Origin of the sequence: Phocaeicola acetigenes (genome assembly GCF_027529745.1) — a bacterium.
GTDB lineage: Bacteria > Bacteroidota > Bacteroidia > Bacteroidales > Bacteroidaceae > Phocaeicola > Phocaeicola acetigenes.
The window spans coordinates 30,302-50,617 of sequence record NZ_JAPZVM010000013.1; the positions used below are offsets into that span (position 1 = coordinate 30,302).

17 protein-coding genes are annotated in these 20,316 nt (G+C 39.7%); 11 read left to right on the top strand and 6 right to left on the bottom strand.

What is annotated here, in order from left to right; all coding sequences use genetic code 11:
* Positions 1–377 precede the first annotated feature (377 nt).
* On the bottom strand, positions 378–1,586 hold the full coding sequence (locus tag O6P32_RS12480) for a tyrosine-type recombinase/integrase (RefSeq protein WP_269878847.1): 1,209 nt from the start codon (positions 1,584–1,586) through the stop codon (positions 378–380).
* Positions 1,587–1,969: 383 nt separating this feature from the next.
* On the opposite strand from O6P32_RS12480, the gene O6P32_RS12485 reads away from it, so the two are divergent.
* The 4 genes from O6P32_RS12485 (at position 1,970) to O6P32_RS12500 (ending at position 6,994) form a co-directional block, all read left to right on the top strand.
* A complete protein-coding gene (locus tag O6P32_RS12485; RefSeq protein ID WP_269878848.1) occupies positions 1,970–2,356 on the top strand; it encodes a (deoxy)nucleoside triphosphate pyrophosphohydrolase in 387 nt (128 codons plus the stop codon).
* A 249-nt stretch (positions 2,357–2,605) separates the two neighbouring features.
* On the top strand, positions 2,606–3,865 hold the full coding sequence (locus O6P32_RS12490; RefSeq protein ID WP_269878849.1) for a YqiA/YcfP family alpha/beta fold hydrolase: 1,260 nt from the start codon (positions 2,606–2,608) through the stop codon (positions 3,863–3,865).
* A complete protein-coding gene (locus O6P32_RS12495; protein WP_269878852.1) occupies positions 3,862–5,163 on the top strand; it encodes a PDDEXK-like family protein in 1,302 nt (433 codons plus the stop codon). Before O6P32_RS12490 ends, O6P32_RS12495 begins: the two co-directional genes overlap by 4 nt.
* Before the next feature lie 85 nt (positions 5,164–5,248).
* Positions 5,249–6,994, top strand: coding sequence for a GNAT family N-acetyltransferase (locus O6P32_RS12500; RefSeq protein ID WP_269878853.1), 1,746 nt, complete (start codon positions 5,249–5,251; stop codon positions 6,992–6,994).
* 306 nt (positions 6,995–7,300) lie between these two features.
* Here the strand turns inward: O6P32_RS12500 and dnaK are convergent, their stop codons facing one another.
* Positions 7,301–9,208: a molecular chaperone DnaK gene (gene dnaK / locus O6P32_RS12505; protein WP_178266815.1), complete on the bottom strand. Its 1,908-nt coding sequence runs from the start codon at positions 9,206–9,208 to the stop codon at positions 7,301–7,303.
* 226 nt (positions 9,209–9,434) lie between these two features.
* Here dnaK and O6P32_RS12510 point away from each other — a divergent pair, with 226 nt between their 5' ends.
* The 4 genes from O6P32_RS12510 to O6P32_RS12525 all read left to right on the top strand — a co-directional run bounded on the left by O6P32_RS12510 (position 9,435) and on the right by O6P32_RS12525 (position 14,552).
* Positions 9,435–12,188, top strand: coding sequence for an outer membrane beta-barrel protein (locus O6P32_RS12510; RefSeq protein WP_269878854.1), 2,754 nt, complete (start codon positions 9,435–9,437; stop codon positions 12,186–12,188).
* A 65-nt stretch (positions 12,189–12,253) separates the two neighbouring features.
* Positions 12,254–12,904 (top strand): type A chloramphenicol O-acetyltransferase, encoded by a 651-nt coding sequence (catA, locus tag O6P32_RS12515; RefSeq protein WP_269878855.1) that lies wholly within the window; start codon positions 12,254–12,256, stop codon positions 12,902–12,904.
* Between the two features lie 32 nt (positions 12,905–12,936).
* A complete protein-coding gene (locus tag O6P32_RS12520; RefSeq protein ID WP_269878857.1) occupies positions 12,937–13,557 on the top strand; it encodes a PliI family lysozyme inhibitor of I-type lysozyme in 621 nt (206 codons plus the stop codon).
* Between the two features lie 77 nt (positions 13,558–13,634).
* On the top strand, positions 13,635–14,552 hold the full coding sequence (locus tag O6P32_RS12525) for an immunoglobulin-like domain-containing protein (RefSeq protein WP_269878859.1): 918 nt from the start codon (positions 13,635–13,637) through the stop codon (positions 14,550–14,552).
* 109 nt (positions 14,553–14,661) lie between these two features.
* Here the strand turns inward: O6P32_RS12525 and queF are convergent, their stop codons facing one another.
* Genes queF through O6P32_RS12540 form a run of 3 tightly spaced genes read right to left on the bottom strand, consistent with a single transcriptional unit; the run spans position 14,662 to position 16,474 of the window.
* A complete protein-coding gene (queF, locus tag O6P32_RS12530) occupies positions 14,662–15,117 on the bottom strand; it encodes a preQ(1) synthase (protein ID WP_178266810.1) in 456 nt (151 codons plus the stop codon).
* A 2-nt stretch (positions 15,118–15,119) separates the two neighbouring features.
* Positions 15,120–15,782, bottom strand: coding sequence for a 7-cyano-7-deazaguanine synthase QueC (queC, locus tag O6P32_RS12535; protein ID WP_178266809.1), 663 nt, complete (start codon positions 15,780–15,782; stop codon positions 15,120–15,122).
* 5 nt (positions 15,783–15,787) lie between these two features.
* Entirely contained in the window at positions 15,788–16,474 is a 687-nt protein-coding gene (locus tag O6P32_RS12540) for a queuosine precursor transporter (protein ID WP_178266808.1), read from the bottom strand.
* Between the two features lie 273 nt (positions 16,475–16,747).
* Between O6P32_RS12540 and O6P32_RS12545 the strand changes: the two genes are divergently transcribed.
* The 3 genes from O6P32_RS12545 to nth are packed head-to-tail and all read left to right on the top strand — an operon-like array spanning position 16,748 to position 19,347.
* Positions 16,748–17,605 carry a nitroreductase family protein gene (locus tag O6P32_RS12545; RefSeq protein ID WP_269878861.1) on the top strand — a complete coding sequence of 286 codons (858 nt, stop codon included), beginning with the start codon at positions 16,748–16,750 and terminating at the stop codon, positions 17,603–17,605.
* 13 nt (positions 17,606–17,618) lie between these two features.
* Positions 17,619–18,668, top strand: a complete 1,050-nt coding sequence (gene corA / locus O6P32_RS12550; protein ID WP_269878862.1) for a magnesium/cobalt transporter CorA — start codon at positions 17,619–17,621, stop codon at positions 18,666–18,668.
* 28 nt (positions 18,669–18,696) lie between these two features.
* The gene (gene nth / locus O6P32_RS12555; RefSeq protein ID WP_178266805.1) at positions 18,697–19,347 is read left to right on the top strand and encodes an endonuclease III; all 651 of its coding nucleotides are present in this window, start codon (positions 18,697–18,699) and stop codon (positions 19,345–19,347) included.
* 186 nt (positions 19,348–19,533) lie between these two features.
* On the opposite strand, the gene O6P32_RS12560 is transcribed toward nth, so the two are convergent.
* Positions 19,534–20,310: an MBL fold metallo-hydrolase gene (locus tag O6P32_RS12560; RefSeq protein ID WP_269878864.1), complete on the bottom strand. Its 777-nt coding sequence runs from the start codon at positions 20,308–20,310 to the stop codon at positions 19,534–19,536.
* Positions 20,311–20,316 lie beyond the last annotated feature (6 nt).

Sequence of the window (20,316 nt, forward strand, 5' to 3'; positions counted from 1 at the left end):
AAGAGGATTTTTCAATCACTCTCTTTTTAAGAGAAGTATTATTATGCGACAAAGATAAATAATTCTATCAATTATAACTAGAAACCAACAGAAATAATAATTTTTTTAAAACGAGTCCAAATGTTTTACAACAGATGTTGATTTTTTTCTTAGCTATAAATCATTTAATTAGCTGCTTTTATGGGTATTTATAAGGGCTTTATTTCTCTTAAAAAGAGAACGAAATAGATTTGATATTAATATTATTTTATATCTTTGTCGCATAATAATACTTCTCTTAAAAAGAGATACACTCCATAATCCACAATAAATAATCGCCTCACATTAACCATATAACGTATCTTTTTTTTACGTTATATGGTTAATAATGTATATCGCTAAATCAGATTGATGATCAGACGATTGGCTTTATCGACTAAAGAGGTGTCCAATGAAGCAAGGTAAATACGGGTGGTATTCTCTGAATCGTGCCCCATAGCTTCGCTAATGACTGACAAAGAAATGTTTTTGCTTTTGGCTATACTGGCCCAGGCATGGCGTGCCACATAGGTAGTCAGTACAACCGGCACATCGAGTAAACGACCTATTTTCTTCAGTTTATCGTTTACGAAATGGGTGGCTGTTTTATATTGGCGCCGGGGATCTGTATGGGGATTTTTGATAATCGGCAGCAAATAGGGACTGGAACTGGTATCGTATTTGTCGAGAATGGCCTGCATCGGTTTTTCCCACTTAATGAAAAGCTGCTGATTGGTTTTATGCCGGCGATAGGATAGAATGCCACCTTGCAAATTTTTCTTCGTGAGATAGGCCATGTCTATAAAGGACATGCCTCGGGTGTAAAAGCTGAACATGAACATGTCTCGGGCATAATCTAAGGATGGATGGAGGGTTAAGTCCAGATCTCTTATCTTACGGACTATTTTTTCGGAAACGGCACGCTTCACGGTTTTATCGATACCGGTATATACATATTTGAACGGATATCGCTGAACGGTCAGTTCGCAATCGACAGCACGATTGTAGACAGCGCGAAGATTGCGCATATAAAAAGAAGTGGTATTCTGGGTTAAGCCTGTGGACTTAAGATAGGATTCGTATGCAATCATTAAATTGGAATCGATTTCGTCTAAATACAGGTCTCTGCGGTTTTTGAAGAAACGCATGAAGCTATTTAAAGTAGTAGTATAGGTTTCGGCCGTACGTTCCCTACCTGCATAGTGCATATGCTTAATCAGTTCATCCGCGAATGAAAAGAAATCGCCGTTTTCTCCTTTCGAACAATAGGCCTGTACGACATGATCGGCTGTATAATGCCGGCCACAACGGTCGAAACGAACAATGATGCGCTGCAAGCAAGAGGTATCTTCCTCGATACGCTTCTGCACAGATAACAGATAATCATAGCGTCCGTATGGACATTGGAATAAGGAAACAGCAGATGTCTTATCATCCCACTCGGAGGGGAAGAGTTTATAACCGGTGGAAATTTGCCGTACTACACGGGCGTGAATGACTTGGTAGAAGACTACCCCTTCTTTTGTACTGACAGAAGAAGGACGAAATTTTACTTTTATTGTTGCCATATCTTATTGTTTTTAATACAATGTGTAATATAAGACATTCGCAACAGAATAAAAACAGTTGGCAGTGACACAGTCACACACCTTCCAAAGGGGAATAGTAAACTTAATTTATAAAAAAACGTTTTACTTGTATTTTTTCTATACATTTGTAGACTGTTTAATGTATATGAAAAACCCTTAAATCGGAGCAAACAAACTTTTTTAATTTGAACTTATGTCTATATGGAGCAGAATCATAGGGAGGCACCACTACTATCCAACAATTCAATACTGTTCAATCTCGCTGTCCATAAACCTGTAGTAAAGAATCAGCTATTATACACACGATTTTAATAGAGAGACTGAAAAAAGGTATTTACAGTTTTATAAATCTTATAAAATAGATGAAGAGAATAGAAGTAGTGGCAGCTATTATCTGCCGCAATAATAAGTATTTTGCCTGCCAGCGTGGTTATGGGGAGTTTAAAGACTTTTGGGAGTTTCCTGGTGGGAAAATAGAGCCTGGCGAAAGTCGGGAAGAAGCCTTAAAACGGGAAATCAGAGAAGAACTTGATTTGAGTATTTGCCTAGATTCATTTTTGACGACAGTTGAGTACGATTACCCCAACTTCCATCTGACAATGCATTGTTTCCTTTGCTCCATAGACTCTCAAGATCCTATCATAAAAGAACATGAAAATGCACGGTGGCTGCTGAAAGAGCAACTCCACTCCGTACAGTGGCTTCCTGCTGATATAAAAGTGGTAGAAACGCTAAGAGGCTCCGTATAGCTTATAGTTATACGGAGTTTATTTGACTCTATAATTTAACCTTTTTGATAAAATGGTAAAGTGGAATCAAAATAATAGATTGAAAAGAATAACATCAACTATACTACTTATCATATTTTCATAGCTTATTTAAAACTCAACATACATTTCTATGGGGAATTTTCAATAAAAACGAAAATAATTATAGAAAAATGAAATTTCTATGATCCAATGAGTATAATTGAATAAAACTTATAAACATTTAAAGCTATGCTCACAGAAAAATTTATTGAAAAGAGTTTTCCGAAAGGAAAACTTACATTGGTTGGCGGCCGCCCAGCTATAGGAAAAACATCTTTCGCTATCTCTCTTACTATCAGCCTTGCCAAACAAAGTAAAAAATGTATCTATTTCTCAGCAGAATTGCAAGAACAACAGTTGGCTAAAAGATATAAACTCCAAATCGACATAGAAGAATATAACGGTATAGTCAGCAATATAATAGTGGATGACAGATGGGAGAAGTTTAATACTATCTATATGCGTAAACAGATTGAACACTATCAGCCAGATTATATTATTGTGGACTATATCCAACTAATGACCAGTGACAATCCGTCATCTGACCGAAATGCTGAAATGCAAGCTATTGTACGGGAATTAAAATCCTTGGCAAAGGATTGCAATATAGCTGTTATCGGACTGAGTCAGCTAAACAGATGTCAAAATGAGGCTTCCTGTTTTTTGACTCCAAACAATTTCAGAGAGCTTTCTTTGAATGACCTGGAAGACATCAACCTGACTTGTATCTATCGGGGTGATTATTTCAGAATATATGAATATGACACTAATGGCGAAGTGATATATGGTAAAACAAAGTTTATAACCTATCACGATAATAGTCCTGAAATTATTTACCTGTTATGGAACCATGAAACAACAGAATTTTCTATGCTCCCAAGTGTGATGTATATTCATGGACTTTCTTCTTCAGGAGCCTCTTCTACTGTAGGTTACTTACGCAAACTTCTCCCCCAATATGAAGTATTGTCTCCGGATTTGCCCATCCAACCGCAGGAGGCATTAACCATACTGACAGAGTTATGTGAGTTGTATAAACCCGAATTTATCATCGGTTCCTCAATGGGAGGCATGTTTGCCCAGCAACTCAGGGGGTATAAAAAGATACTTGTGAATCCGGCATTTCACGTTTCTGAATTCATGCGTACACAACTGGGAGTACACGATTTTCTGAATCCACGTAAAAATGGAGAAACTCAATATGAAATAACTTCAGAGTTATGTGATAACTACCAGGCCATAGAAGCTAATCAATTTGCGGATATAACAGCATACGACATAAAAAATACATACGCTCTGTTTGGAAGCCAAGACACTTTGGTACATGGATATGATGAATATATAAATTATTATCGAAATGTTATGTGGTTTGAAGGGGGACATCGGTTGAACTTTGAGATTATAAAAAAAATAGTTGTACCTTTAGCAAAAATGATAATAGAGAAATGAATGAATTTCAATTTTTATTTGATAAGATTTGTTTACTGAACCAAACATACAAAAAGTTGGAAGATGAAAAAGGGGAAAATTACAACCTGTTCAAAGTTATTGATATGACCTCAAATGAAACGGGGGTACATTCAGCTTTTCTTGCCGATTTATTAAACCCCAAAGGAATGCACCATATGGGAGATGTCTTTCTGAAGCTTTTCACAGATGAGTTTCTGAACGGTATGTTTTTTTCTACTGAGACAGCCACAGTGGAACGGGAAAAATATATTGGTCCAGTAACAACAACGACTGGAGGTCGTTTAGATATTCTTATAACTGATGTCGACAAAAAAGCAATTATCATTGAAAATAAAATATATGCTTCCGACCAAAAAAACCAACTAATTCGTTATCATAACTATGCCGAGGAGATGACCTCTGAGCATGAACTATTTTACTTGTCATTAGATGGCATTGTTCATGACGAATATAAAACTGCTAAATGTGGTGACAAAGAATTAAAAGAAGGAGTAAATTACTTTACACTCTCATACGAAAACGATATACTAAGATGGTTGGAACTATGCCGTCAAAAAGTTGTAAATAAACCTTTGATAAGAGAAAGTATCAGCCATTATATCAATCTGATAAAATATTTGACAAACCAAACTTTAAGTAAGGATATGGAAAAAGAATTAACAAATTTGATATTAGAAAATCCGATATACATTAAAAATTTAGGAATTATCAGGCAATCAATTACTATGAGCGTGATTGAACTGCAAAGAAGATTCTGGGAACTTCTAAAAGAAAAAATGGAAGGAAATTATCCTGTAATAGAAGATAATACTTATAAATATGCCTTGGATAAAAAGAAAAATCGTATAAAAGGCTTTTACGGAGGTATGCCCAACAACCGAAGATATGGCTTTGAGTTTCTCGTAAACGACTGTGGCAAGTATGAAATAAGATATGCCATCAGAATAGATGAGCCTATGGTTTGTGGCTTTTTTATTAGAAAAAAACAGTATGACAGCAATGATGTCAATCTTGGAAGACGAATATCAACAAGAGAAGACTTTGGCGATTTAATTGAAAAAATTGAAAATATAAAAGATTTAGGATATAAACACGATGATGGTGGAAACTGGTATTTAGGTGTAAAAGATTTAACACCTGATTTAAGATTTAAAACATTAGATTCTGAAACCTTATTCAATCTTTCAAAAATGGATGATACTGTTTCTAAGATTGCAGAATCTATCACAAACGACATCAATACAATAAAACAAATGACTCAAAATCTATCTTATTAATATTTATTATATTTTAAACTGAAAATTTCCTCTGTCTCCGAATATAATTGAATAAAAATGATTCATCACAAAAAGATTTAATTATATGACAGAGGAAATCAAACTACACACAGAAAGACTCATCATCCGTACACCTCGGGTAAAGGATGCACAGGAGATCTTCACATTAATGAAGGATAAGGACACTGCTATGATAACAGGATTCACTCCCATGAACAATATCAGTGAAGCAGAAGGTAAAATACGCAGAGGCATATCCAGTGGAAATATGTTTGTTATAACCACAGAAGAGAAACCGGAGCATGTCATAGGAGTGTTTGAAATTTCATCCCTAAAAGTGAGTACCACTCATGGCGAAAAGCAAGAATATAAGATCTGCTATTTCCTTCACAAGGACTTCCGAGGTAAGGGTTATATGACAGAGGTTGTGAAATCCATGAAACGTTATTTGTTTATGGAGAGACAAGCTGATACGCTTATTATTAGTATTTTCCCTAGAAACGATGCTTCACGAAGAGTTGCTATCAAAAACGGATTCATTTTCAAAAATCTGGAGCGTAAATGTAGTGTTACCGGTTGTGGTGAAATAGCTGATTTAGAAGTTTATATACTTGAAAAAGAAGAATATCTCAATCCAGGTAAACAACACAAAAAAGCATTCATCCAATGGATGGAAAAGCAGAAATGGATTAATAGCAATGGTATTCTATACCCCATCCCCGGTCATGCCACTCTTCTCCCTGCTCCAGGGAATGGAGTATTCAGAATTCATGAAGATTTTCAAACCAAAAGACTTGGCCTGGAGAAAATAGACGAAACATTTACCTTTAACTTCAAGATTTACGACCTCGAGTGTGAGCAGATTATGCAACGAATCATTAAGACATGGTCATCTGAACTCTTTATAAATAACAACAAAAATCTTGGAGTTATATTCAATGGTTTAAAAGGAACAGGAAAAACTATCGCAGCCAAATTACTAAGCAACCGGATGGGTTTACCAGTAATTGTTATCTCCAATCCTATAGAAGGAATGCTGGAGTTTATCCAGTCGTTGTGCTTTGAATGTATCATCCTCATCGATGAAGCTGAAAAGACCTTCAAAGAGGAACAGGAGGTTTTACTGAAAATGATTGATGGTGTTTACAACAATACACGCAAACTTTATCTTCTTACGACCAACAAACTTACCGTTGATGAAAACCTATTAGGACGACCAGGACGGATACGTTATATCAAGGAGTTCGGCAATCTTTCAGTAAAAGCAATCAACGAAGTGATAGACGATAATCTGTTGGATCCTACTCTTAAAGTAGATGTTCTGAAACTGGTAGATACACTTGAAATTTCTACTATTGATATTCTGAGGGCCATTATTGATGAATGTAATATCATGGGTAAAGTGCCTTCAGACAAAGAATTGAACATACCTAAAGCCCTGTTTAAACAGGAAATAATCGAGTTTTATGGACTTGAGCAAAGCTATCATCAAGAAGTTAGGAATCTGATAAAAAGTCAACTAAATACTAATGAGACCGTAAAGGAATGGTTGATGAGAGCTACTAACAGACAAGATGAGATAAAAGAGAAGAATCTAAACAAAAACATGTTAGAGGATAAGTATGATTGCCAAATTGAATTCGTTACCATATCATCTGCATCTCCTATTCCATATATAGGATTGCAACTAAATCATGGCACAGTAACAAGTAATCCTGATGCTTTGGGATTTTTTACTATAGAACATGAGAGACACTGCGATGTGACTGAGCTATATTGCTTCATAGGTAATGTTTATACTCCATCTTTATACAGAGGACTTTTACAGTAGTGAATAAGGATTTAGTATGCTTAATTAAAGCTAGAAACAGTTGTAATTATAGGTGGGAGATAAACCAGTAGAGAGAGCTGGATGTCAGAATATTTATAACTTATGTTACAATCAGTGGGTTGAGATACGATTTCTAAACCCATGATGAACTGATTTTATAGTGCCAATATTTCATATTTTCTGCAAAGTGAATGCAACATAAATAATAATCGAAAATATATAAACAAAGGTATAAAAAAACACTATATAAAAAAGGTGTGAAACCCAAACGGTTTCACACCTTTTCTTATTATTATTTATCTACTCTTACTTAACTTCCTCAAAGTCAGCATCTTGAACATCGCTCTTATCATTCTGAGCGCCGTTGTTTGCCTGACCTGCGTTAGGACCAGCCTGAGCACCGCCCTGTGCACCTGTCTGAGCATACATTTCAGCACTTGCAGCCTGGAATGCGCTCTGCAATTCTGCGCTTGCAGCATCGATACCAGCCAAATCCTGAGCTTTGTGAGCATCTTTCAGTTTCTGAAGAGCAGCTTCGATAGGAGCTTTCTTGTCTGCAGGAAGCTTATCACCAAGATCTTTCAACTGATTTTCAGTAGTGAAGATCAAGCTGTCTGCCTGGTTCAATTTATCGATACGTTCCTTTTCTTTCTTATCAGCTTCTGCATTTGCTTCTGCTTCTGCTTTCATACGTTCGATTTCTTCTTTGCTCAAACCAGATGAAGCTTCGATACGGATAGCCTGTTCTTTACCTGTAGCCTTATCTTTTGCAGATACTTTCAAGATACCGTTTGCATCGATATCGAATGTTACTTCAATCTGAGGAACACCACGACGAGCCGGAGCAATACCTGTCAAGTTAAACTGACCGATAGATTTGTTCTGTGCTGCCATCGGACGTTCACCCTGCAATACATGGATAGTAACTTCTGTCTGGTTATCAGCAGCAGTAGAGAACACTTCGCTCTTCTTGCAAGGAATAGTAGTGTTGGCATCAATCAATTTTGTCATCACACCACCCATTGTTTCGATACCCATTGACAGCGGAGTTACGTCCAAAAGAACTACACCCTTGATTTCGTCTGTCAAAACGGCACCCTGAACAGCAGCACCTACAGCTACCACTTCGTCCGGATTTACACCCTTAGAAGGTACTTTTCCGAAGAAATCTTCAACCAACTTCTGAACAGCCGGGATACGTGATGAACCACCTACCAAGATTACTTCATCGATATCTGCATTGTTCAAACCTGCATCACTCATAGCTTTCTTACAAGGTTCAAGACAAGCCTGAATCAAGTTGTGAGCCAAAGCTTCGAATTTAGCACGAGTCAAAGTCTTAACCAAGTGCTTAGGCACACCAGCTACCGGCATAATGTACGGCAAGTTGATTTCTGTAGAAGTTGAAGAAGACAATTCGATCTTAGCTTTTTCAGCAGCTTCTTTCAAACGCTGCATAGCCATCGGATCTGTTGTCAGATCTGCACCTTCATCGTTCTTGAATTCCTGTACCAACCAGTCGATGATTACCTGGTCGAAGTCATCACCACCCAGGTGAGTATCACCGTTAGTAGACAATACTTCGAATACACCACCACCAAATTCAAGGATAGAGATATCGAATGTACCACCACCAAGGTCGAATACAGCTACCTTCATATCTTTGTTAGACTTGTCTACACCGTAAGCCAATGCAGCTGCAGTCGGTTCGTTTACAATACGTTTTACTTCCAGACCTGCAATCTGACCAGCTTCTTTTGTAGCCTGACGCTGAGAGTCTGAGAAGTAAGCCGGAACGGTAATTACAGCTTCTGTTACTTCCTGACCCAAATAGTCTTCAGCAGTTTTCTTCATCTTCTGCAGAATCATTGCAGAGATTTCCTGTGGAGTATACAAACGTCCGTCGATATCTACACGCGGAGTATTGTTGTCACCTTTTACTACTTTATAAGGAACTCGTTCTATTTCTTTTGCTACCTGATCGTAAGTTTCACCCATGAAACGTTTGATTGAGTATACTGTACGAGTCGGGTTTGTGATAGCCTGACGTTTTGCAGGGTCACCAATCTTACGTTCACCACCGTCTACGAAACCTACTACAGAAGGAGTTGTACGTTTACCTTCGCTGTTAGCGATTACTACAGGTTCGTTACCTTCGAATACGGCTACACATGAGTTTGTTGTTCCTAAGTCTATACCAATAATCTTTCCCATAATTGTATCTATTTTTATTTTTATTCAACATTTAGTTAATTGCTTTGTGCGCCGAAGCGTCACGCCTATCTTTAAACAAATGGCGTGCCAAAAGGAAATAAAAGATTTTATCAGACAAAGACTGCCATTTTGGCTGCCTGCTCTGCCAACTTTATCAAAAGATAAGACAATATTTACATTTATGTCTTCAAATCTTTTATTACATTTGCGAATGTAGAAACAACGTATGGAAAGATTAAAATGGATTATTACCCTTCTTCTGGCTCTATTCATGTCATATACCTCATGGGCTCAGAAACAAACCCTCACCGGACAAGTCATTTTATCGGGAGGAGAAGAGAGTCATAATCCATTGCCTTATGCCAGTATATCAGTGCTTCTCTTACCGGATTCAACATTCATTAAAGGTCGAGTAACCAACGAACAAGGGAAGTTTCAGCTGGATTTTACCCGAAAGCCTCAACAAACTTATTTACTGAAAGCCTCGTATATGGGCTGTGAATCGAAATTCTATACACTGCCGGGCGACAAGGATACATATAATGTAGGTACTATTAAAATGAAGAATGCCAGCATTCATCTGAAAGAAGTCGTAGTTACGGCTCCCCTACAACCGTCAGAGCAAAAAGGAGATACTACCATATTCAATGCTGACGCCTTCCCTACTCCCGAAGGTGCTTATCTGGAGGCATTGGTGAAACGGATACCGGGACTGAGTTACGATGCCAAGGAAAAGAAACTGAGCTACAACGGATATAGTATCAACGAAATAACGGTCAACGGAAAAGAGTTTTTTAAAGGAAACAATCGGGTGGCACTTGAAAACCTGCCGGCTTCTTTTATCTCGCAACTGAAGGTTTATGATAAAGCTTCCGAAGAAGAAAAGGCAACAGGCATTAAATCGAATAACAAGAATTATGTGCTCGACTTAAAGACTAAGAAAGCACTGAACAATACACTCATGGCTACTGCCGAGGTGGGATATGGAACTCACAGAAAAAAAGATATTAACGGACAGCTCTTCCGGTTTACAGACAAAGGAGACAATCTCAGTCTGATAGGAAATTCAACCAACCGCTTTCATAATACTCCTTATAAAGGAAATATATCAAACAATATCGGTGGCAATATCAGCAAGAGCTTTAGCAAAGATTTACAGGTTTCCGGCAATATCAACTATTCGAATGGACGGGATGGAGGTGAATCGTCTTCGTATAGCGAACAATATCTTACAAACAGCACACAGTATGGCATAGCGTCTTCTCAAAGCAGAAGCCGTAACCATAATATTCAGGGAGGAGCCGACGTAAGATGGAATATTAATGAAAAGACAACTGTTACCCTAAGCGGCAACCTCAACTATGGGAAAAACCGCAGTGAAAGTATGGGAAGAAATGCCACATTTACAGAAAATCCCCAACTCGATCTGGTACATCCATTTAACCATATAGAAAAGATAAAAAAGGAGAGTCGTATCAACGAAAACAGACAAGATAATCAATCGGAAAACCGAAATCTATCTTATTTCCTAAGAGGGAGTATTACCCGCCAACTCAATGAAAAAGGAAACAATCTGAGTCTGTCCGTCCAGTCGTCTCAAAACCGGAACCATTCTTATTTGTATACACAGGCACAAACGACTTATTTCCGGATAACCGATATCTACGGAAACGACTCTGTCTATCGGAGCAACCAGTATCAGGAATCTCCTCACACTACCCATGAGCAGGAAATAAAACTGGCTTATACACACGTATTCAGTCCTAAAATCCGACTCCAGTTTTCCTATGGCATAGGATTGGAAAAAGAAAACGGAGAGCAAAATACTTATGATTTTTCGCCTTTAAAAGACTATATACAAGGGCAACCGTTGCCACCAGATTATAAGAGACTGTTTGTAGATAGTCTGAGTAACCAAAGCGAGAGTAAAAAACTGAAGCATCTGCTGGCCATGCAGTTCCAATATCAGGGAAAAGCCTGGGGGATACGGGCTTCTTTACAAATGTACCCACAACGACGCACCCTAAAACAGGAAAACGGGCAAAGCCAAATAGATACAATGGCATGGTCGGTAGAATGGAGACCTTCAATCAATCTGACCTACCGGAAAGAAGACAATTATTTTGTCATAAATTATAGCGGAGGTACACGACAACCTTCATTGTCAGATATGCTTGCACCCACTGATTACAGTTTGCCTTTATATATAAGGAAAAGCAATCCTAATCTCCGACCGCTATATATGCAGGGGCTTAATATGATGTTCAATAATTTCAAAAAAGGAATTATGGTCTCACTTATGGCTTCTCAGCAGTTCAACAGTATCACACGGGCTACTCTTTACAATCCGGAAACGGGAGTCAGAGAAACTTTTCCAGTCAATATCAACGGCAACTGGAACATAAGCGGTAATGCCAGCTATGACAAGAAGATTAAATCGTTCCGATTTTTCGTCAACGGAGGAGGAAATTTCAATCGCCACACCAGTTTAATCAATGAAGAAGGCAACAGAGATATGAAACAAAGTGTAACCCATGCATCGGGTATTTATAGCCAGATTCATTTTTCTTATCTTCCTAAATGGGGAAACATTGATTTATCAGGCAACTGGAATTTCCAACAGTCTAAAAACCTGTTGAACCAAAGCAATACTTATACACGTATGTATACTGTCAACTCATACATCTCTATCAATCTGCCCTGGCACCTACAATTTGATACCGATGCAGCTTATAACATACGCAGTGGTACAGGAATAGAAGGAGACAGCGAAAATGAGCTGCTTTGGAACATGAAGCTGATTTATAAGTTCCTGAAAGAAAAACGCGCAGAACTTTCTTTTTACTGGGCCGATATTTTGAGTCAGAAAAAAGACTTCCAGCGATATGCCTCTGCAACTGCTTTCAGCGAAAAATACGAAAAACAGCTGCAAGGATATTTCATGATTTCCCTGAAATACAAACTGAATACGCTGAACTAAATGCTAAACCATGAAAAACATTTTCATGATCCTAAAGTCACCACATTTATAAAAGAAAAATTCTTATGTTTAAACTTATAGAAAAAGACACTTGGAAGAGAAAACCCTATTTTGATCATTATTTCAATCAGATACGCTGTACATATAGCATTACCGTAAACATAGATATCTCCAAGGTTATAACATTCAAAAACAAGCATCATACCAAACTCTACCCTCTTCTGATTTATGCATTAACAAAAGCAGTAAACAATCACGAAGAATTCCGGACCGCTATTAATGACAAAGGGGAACTGGGGGTATGGGATACCTTATTGCCATGTTATACAGTGTTCCATAAGGAAAATGAAACCTTTTCCAATCTGTGGACAGAATGGAATGACAATCTCATGGCTTTCCTTTCCAGCTATGAACGGGATATCGAAATGTTTGGCGCAAATTACGATATAGATGCTAAGCCTGGCATACCTGCCAACACCTTTCCCATCTCTTCACTGCCATGGGCCACATTTACCGGCTTCAATCTGAATATCTTTGCGGATGGAAGCTATTTATTGCCTATTTTTACTTATGGAAAGTATTTCCGACAAGATGATAAATATCTTATACCTCTTTCTATCCAGGTACATCATGCTGTTTGCGACGGGTTTCACGTCTCAAGACTTATTAATGAAATCCAGCAGATATGTAATAACATAACAGCAGATATCGAATAAAAATATTGTTTGATCATAAAATCAGGAAAATTATGAAGAAACTAAGTTCATTTGTATTATGCGCCTTGCTGATGTCCTGCTCTTTCAGCAAGAATGAGAAAAGTAGTGCCTCCGACACAACAGTCAAAGAAGGTGTTGATTCTGTAAAACAGGAAATAAGTTTCAATACGGAACTGACATACCCCGGAAGTAATATTTCCTTTAAAGTCAATACAAAAGGAGACAGCCTTATCATCCAACCTTCCGGTTTAAGTGTTTCCAACGAAACATTATATCATGATATTACCGGATATACAGTTGTCAATGCCGAAATAGGTGATTTGAATATTGACAGCTATCCGGAGTTATTTGTCTATCTTACTTCGGATGGCAGCGGCAGTTACGGGAAACTAATCGGATATTCTGTAAATAATGGAAAATCTGTAAGTCAGGTGTATTTACCAGACATCTCGGAAAACGATGAGGTAAGCAAAGGATATATGGGACATGATGAAATGGCCATTGTGGAAAATACATTTTGCCAGCGTTTCCCCATCTATAAGGAAGGAGACAGTAATGCCAATCCGACAGGTGGGATCCGACAGATACAATATAAGCTGGTAGATGGAGAAAGCAGCAGAATACTGAAAATAGATAAGGTCATTAATTTCTGACCTTCAGATTTCAAAAAAGCCTGTAATTACTCATAAGTTTACATAAAGTCTCAGGAACAAATCCAATTTCTGTGCTTATGAAATACGCATTATTCATCCTTACAGCATGGGGAATACTGTTTGCAAGCTGCAAACAGTCTCCCCGCAAACAGGCCTCTTCCCTATCGTTTTCAAAGGAATTACAGGATGACACAACTGGCACGAAGCCGGCCATGTCTACTGCAGACAGCATCAGACCGGAGCAGATACGCCTGCATGCCGAACTGGTATACGATTCTGTATCGTATCTCACAATAGAAAATAATGGTGTACTACCAGTCCGTACCGACAAGACTTATCAACTGATACACTATATACACAACCAGTGGAAACCAGTCAAAGTAAATCAGGCCGATACCTCCTCTGTGACTATTGCTGCCGGAGAGAAAGACACTCTATGGATTCATTTTAAACGGCAGATCGGTTACGAACCTATTGGACGGTGTAGCATAAGCAAGACGTTTTATTCATTGTCTCAACCTCAGTGCTCTATACAAAAAGCTATAGAAGCGCACACCCGAAGTATTATAATTGACTGGAACCGGTGCGAACTCATCCCCGACCGTACAGAACTGACCAATTTGTATGTAGACATGAGAGCCACTCCGTCTGAAGAAAACCTCTTACTCACCATTCATAACCACAGTAACCAGACCTTGATTTGTGGAAACGAAACCGATTATACCATCAGTATCTTTCAGGACAATCAATGGAAAGAAATCTCATATCCCAAGATAACGGAAGATCTGGCTGTTGTACTTCCTCCAGACCACATCATATCCAATTGGAAATACCGTTTGCCTTATGGGCGTTTTCACTTCAAACCAGGACGCTATCGCATCATAAAGGACTTTTCGTTAGAATCAGACTATCGGAAAAAATTCTATACGGCAGCAGAGTTCACGCTGCAATATGAAGTATATGCAGGAAAAGAGGGAGAAGTAGTGATAAAATAAAAATTATTCCGGGAGAGAAGAGAAAACATGCACAAAAAATGCGATGTTTCTTCTTCGTACTGCCCGGAACAAAAAAAGTGAAGTTATTTATCTATGGATATTTCCTGTATCAGAGATCGTGGTTACGCATACGGTATTCTGCCAGCTCCTCGTACTTTGTACCCGGACGACCGTAATTACAATATGGATAAATGGAAATACCTCCACGTGGCGTAAAGATTCCAGTCACTTCAATATACTTGGGATCCATCAGTTTAATCAGGTCTTTCATAATGATATTGACACAGTCTTCATGAAAATCACCATGATTACGGAAACTGAAGAGATACAGTTTCAAGCTTTTGCTTTCCACCATCTTTATATCCGGCAGATAGCTGATACGGATTTCAGCGAAATCCGGTTGCCCTGTAATCGGACACAAGCTGGTAAATTCCGGACAGTTGAAACGTACCCAGTAATCATTCTCCGGATGCTTGTTGACAAATGCCTCCAGTACTTCAGGAGCATAATCCTGTTTGTAAGCGGTAGTCTTACCCAATATTGTCAGTTCATCTTTTCTTTCCATCTTCAATTCTTTTGTTTAGTTGACAAATATTTTTCCAATCCCTCACGGCGAAGTTTACAAGCCGGACAGTGTCCGCATCCGTCACCCGGAATACCGTTGTAACAAGTCAGCGTTTCGTGACGTATCAGGTCGAGTACTCCCAATTCGTCGGCTAATGCCCAAGTTTGTGCCTTATCAATCCACATCAGTGGCGTATGAATAACAAACTGCTCTTCCATCGCCAGATTAAGTGTCACGTTAAGCGACTTGATAAAAGCATCACGGCAGTCGGGATACCCACTGAAGTCCGTCTGCGATACCCCTGTAACCATATGATTGATTCCCCGTTCACGGGCATATACCGCTGCTATACTCAGGAAAAACAGATTGCGTCCCGGCACAAAGGTATTGGGAAAAGAGCCTTCGGGCTTTTCTTCATCCATGCGGATAGTGGTATCCGTCAGAGAGTTTCTGCCCAGATGTCCGATGAAAGACACATCCATCACATCAAATTCCACATCTGCCTTACGTGCAATTTCACGTGCCAGTTCTACTTCTTTTTCATGCTTTTGCCCATACAGAAAACTAAGGGCATATACTTTCTTGAAATGCTTCTTTGCCCAGAAAAGGCAAGTGGTAGAGTCTTGACCTCCGCTAAACACTACCAAAGCTGATTCGTTGTTCATTTGTCTCAAATATCTTTAATTTTCAATACATTGTATGAAATGTGCTCATCGTACACATCACTATCGTCTACCCGCTTGATATAGTTTACCACACGGATGGTGACTGGAAGGATAATCACTTCGTACAATGTTTTCAGTACAACCTGTACCAACATCATTTTTCCTAATTCACTTACTGGCATTAACCCGCCGAATGCCAACGGGAAGAAAATAATGGAATCGGCACTCTCGCCAGCCACTGTCGAAAGAATGGCACGCGCCGAAAAGTTCTTGCCATGCGAAGCTACCTTCATCCGGCTCATCACATAAGCATTGATAAACGAACCTACCAGAAATGCAGTCAGACTGGCTACTGCAATACGGGGAGCCATACCGAACACGAAGTTAAAGCCTTCTTCGCCTTCCCAAAAAGGAGCAGCAGGCAAAGCCACGGCAATCTGTCCCATGGCTACCACCATGAAATTCATCAGAAAGCCCATCCAGATAATAAGACGTGCCTTTCTAAAGCCCCAGACCTCGGCTATGCAATCGTTGATAATGTAAGAAATAGGGAAAACAATCAGTCCCGCAGTTACAGAGATGGGACCTAATTGAACAACTTTGGTCTCTAACAAATTGGCTGCCACCAGACAGACACAAAACACAATACCCAAGACCATGAAAGGTACTGATACGAGATTTTCTTTTTTCATCGCTCCTGTTTTTTACGTGGTGTTCTAGAATACACGGCCGCTATTCACGGCATCGTATGTAAATGTTCTCTTTTTTTGTGGCTGCAAAGATACGAAAAGATGACCGGATCACAAAATATTGAAACTCTTTTCAAGTATTTTTTCCAAGAAGTCAGCCTCACAGGGATATTCCGAAATACAAATAAAAGTACTATTTTTGCAAGAAAGAGTTTCTCTCTTTTACAGAGTGACCACTTATATTATCAATTGGAAATCTTTTATATTCGTAATGCAATGACAAATATCCATATAAACCACGAGACCTGCATCCGATGCAAGAAATGTGTACGGATTTGCCCTTCTGCACTGTTCACACTCAATGCAGAAAAACAGATTGAAGTATGTGCCGACAGTTGTATCGCATGCGGACATTGTGTGGCGATTTGCCCCACTAACTCCATCAGTCATTCAGAGTTTCCGGAAGACAAGGTACATAGCTTTGACCGTAGCCAACTTCCAAATGCCGATCAGGTAGAACTTCTTATCAAATCCAGACGCTCCAACCGTGCTTTTTCTAAAGAAAGAATACCCGAAGAGTTGTTGCAGCGTATCGTGGAAGCGGCCCATCGTGCTCCTACTGCAACCAACGCACAGGAAGTGAAAATGGTGATGGTAACCAATCCCGAAGTACTGACTGCCATCAGCCGACTGACTATTGGTACTTTCATGTCTATTGTAAACATAGTAGATAATCCGCTGGTCAAATGGATACTGAAACCTATGATGCCTTCCGGCTACCGCTATATACCGGTTTTCAGACAACTGAATGATGAATTTGAAAAAGGAAACGACGGTATTCTAAGAGGAGCTACGGCTGCTATTTTCTTCTATACAGAAAAGAAAGCCCGGTTTGGATGTCAGGATTGCAATCTGGCATATCAGAATGCCTCTCTCATGGCTGAAGCAGAAGGAGTGGCTCACTTCTACACCGGATTCGTATGCAGTGCTGCCGGAATGGACAGACAAAATAAAGTACAGAAGTTGCTGGGGATTGAAGGAAAAATTCACGCCGGTATTGCACTGGGAATGCCCAGTTTCCGATTCGACAAGTACATCGATAAGAAAGAAGTATCGCTTATACGAATAGACTAAATCCCTACCGGCCATGACAAAAAACAACCTGCTCAGCGAAAAGCTGAACTATATAGGAGCAAGTGATACTCCTACCCACCTGCACCTATGCAGCTACAACGCAGAAGAAGTGCAAAGTTTTCAGGAGAACAATCTGGAAAAGATTATTCCGTCGCTCAAAGAAGACCATATCAACTGGATTCAGGTACACGGACTGCAAAATACGGAAATGGTACATCAGATTTGCAGGCATTTCTGTATCGACTTTCTTACAATACAGGATATCTTGAACTCAAAACATCTGACCAAGATAGAAGAACATGATACATATAATGTGGTTATCCTAAAACAGTTGCTGACAGCCGACAGTAAGGAGTTTGTACCCCAACAACTTTGCATTGTACAAGGAAAAGATTTTGTCCTCACTTTTACAGAAAGTGAAACCGATTTTTTTAACGAAATTCATACGGCACTGGAAAAGAATGTATTAAAGATACGCAACCGACAATCGGATTTCCTTTTGAGTGTTATTCTGAACAGTGTCATGGCCAGTTTTATGTCCATCATCTCCGAAATGGAAGACCAGCTGGAAGATTTGGAAGAGTTGTTTTTGTCACCATTTCCATCTGCCGCAGACGCACAGCCGGGAATAGAAGAAATACAGCGATACCGTAAGAATTATCGCCTGATAAAAAAATGTATTTTCCCTCTAAAAGAGCAAATGAGCAAGTTGCTCCATGAAGAGAACCAGTTGTTGCATAAAGCCAACCGGCCTTTCTTCAACGACGTAAACGACCATCTGCAATTCGTACTGCAAACCCTGGAAGGATGCCGGGATTTACTTTCCGCGATGGTAGACCTTTATCTGTCGAACAACGACCAGCGTATGAATGGCATCATGAAGCAGCTGACGATTGTATCGACCATCTTCATTCCACTGACATTTCTGGCCGGAATCTGGGGAATGAATTTCCAGTGGATGCCCGAACTGGGATGGAAATACGGATATTTATTTGCCTGGATACTGATGCTGGCAGTAGGTACAGCCGTGTATTTTTACTTCAAGCATAAGAAATGGTACTAAATCACTACTAAATGAAGCCCGATAATTTATGAGAAAACAAGAACTTTACAATAAAGTCATAGAATATTTCCAAGCCACTATGCCGGTAGCAGAAACCGAATTGCATTACAGCAATCCGTTTGAACTGCTGATAGCCGTAATACTGAGTGCACAGTGTACAGACAAACGTGTGAACATGATTACCCCTCCCCTGTTCCGCGATTTTCCTACCCCCGAATCACTGGCAGCCAGCACACCGGAGGTTATATTCGAGTATATACGCAGTGTGAGCTATCCCAACAACAAAGCCAAACATCTGGTGGGAATGGCACAAATGCTGGTGAAGGATTTTCAGAGTGAGGTGCCCGATACACTGGAACAGCTCATCAAACTGCCGGGAGTGGGCCGGAAAACAGCCAATGTGATTCAGAGTGTGGTATTCAACAAGGCCACCATGGCAGTAGATACGCATGTGTTTCGTGTAAGCCATCGCATCGGACTTGTTCCCAAGACCTGTACAACTCCGCTGGCTACGGAAAAACATCTGGTAAAACACATCCCCGAAGCACTGATTCCTACAGCACATCATTGGCTCATTCTGCACGGACGCTACGTGTGTACGGCCCGTTCTCCCAAATGTAGCGAATGTGGTCTGAACGGATTGTGCAAAGAGTCACTGAAAATAAAACCGGGCATATAAATACACGGACAATACATTGCCCGAGACTTGAAACAAACTGTAGCCGACGTCGTCGATTACAAAAACGGCGATGTCGGCTATACAGCCAACGCTGTCGGCTCGACAAACGGCGACGCCGATTATATCGTATTACGGCTTATAAAAAAGGAATCAACCTTATACAAGGGATTATAAAGCTAATTAAAATCAAAGAGAAATCACCTGATTATCGTAGGTAAGATGTACATGAGAAGGCAAGGTTGCCTCTACAACCTGATGCAACCCCAGATGATGGCTCATGTGAATAAAATAGGTTTCTTTGGGTGCAATCCTTTCCACCTGCTGAAGTGCCTGTTTCAAAGACTGATGAGTAGGATGTTCTTCTATACGCAGCGCATTGATAATCAGACAATCCAAATTTTCCAACAACGGATACGACTCTTCGGGCATGGAAAGCATATCGGTTATCCAGGCCATTTTCCCGATACGATAGCCCAATATGGGAAGTTTACCGTGTATCACGCGGATAGGTATCACCTCTACCACAGCACTTTCGGAAGCCTCAACCCGAAAAGGAATCCCCGGAGAGACACGCTGTAAGGCAATACGAGGCACACCTGGGTACAGTTTTTCTGTAAAACAATAAGGCATCCGTGCCTGTAATCGGTCGGCTACATAATCTTCGGCATACACAGAAACATCACCAAAATAACAGAAAGGACGCAAGTCATCCAATCCTCCTACATGGTCGTAGTGTTCATGAGAAATAAGTACCCCATGTATTGCTTGAAAATCTTTCAGACGAAGACATTGTTGACGGAAGTCGGGACCACAGTCTATCAGAATACGCACTCCATTTGTTTCTACCAGCCCCGAACAGCGCAACCGATTGTCCCGTGGATCGGTACTGGTACAGACTTCACACGTACAGCCTACCTGAGGCACTCCTGTAGAGGTTCCACTGCCCAATATTGTAATCTTCATCTTGAT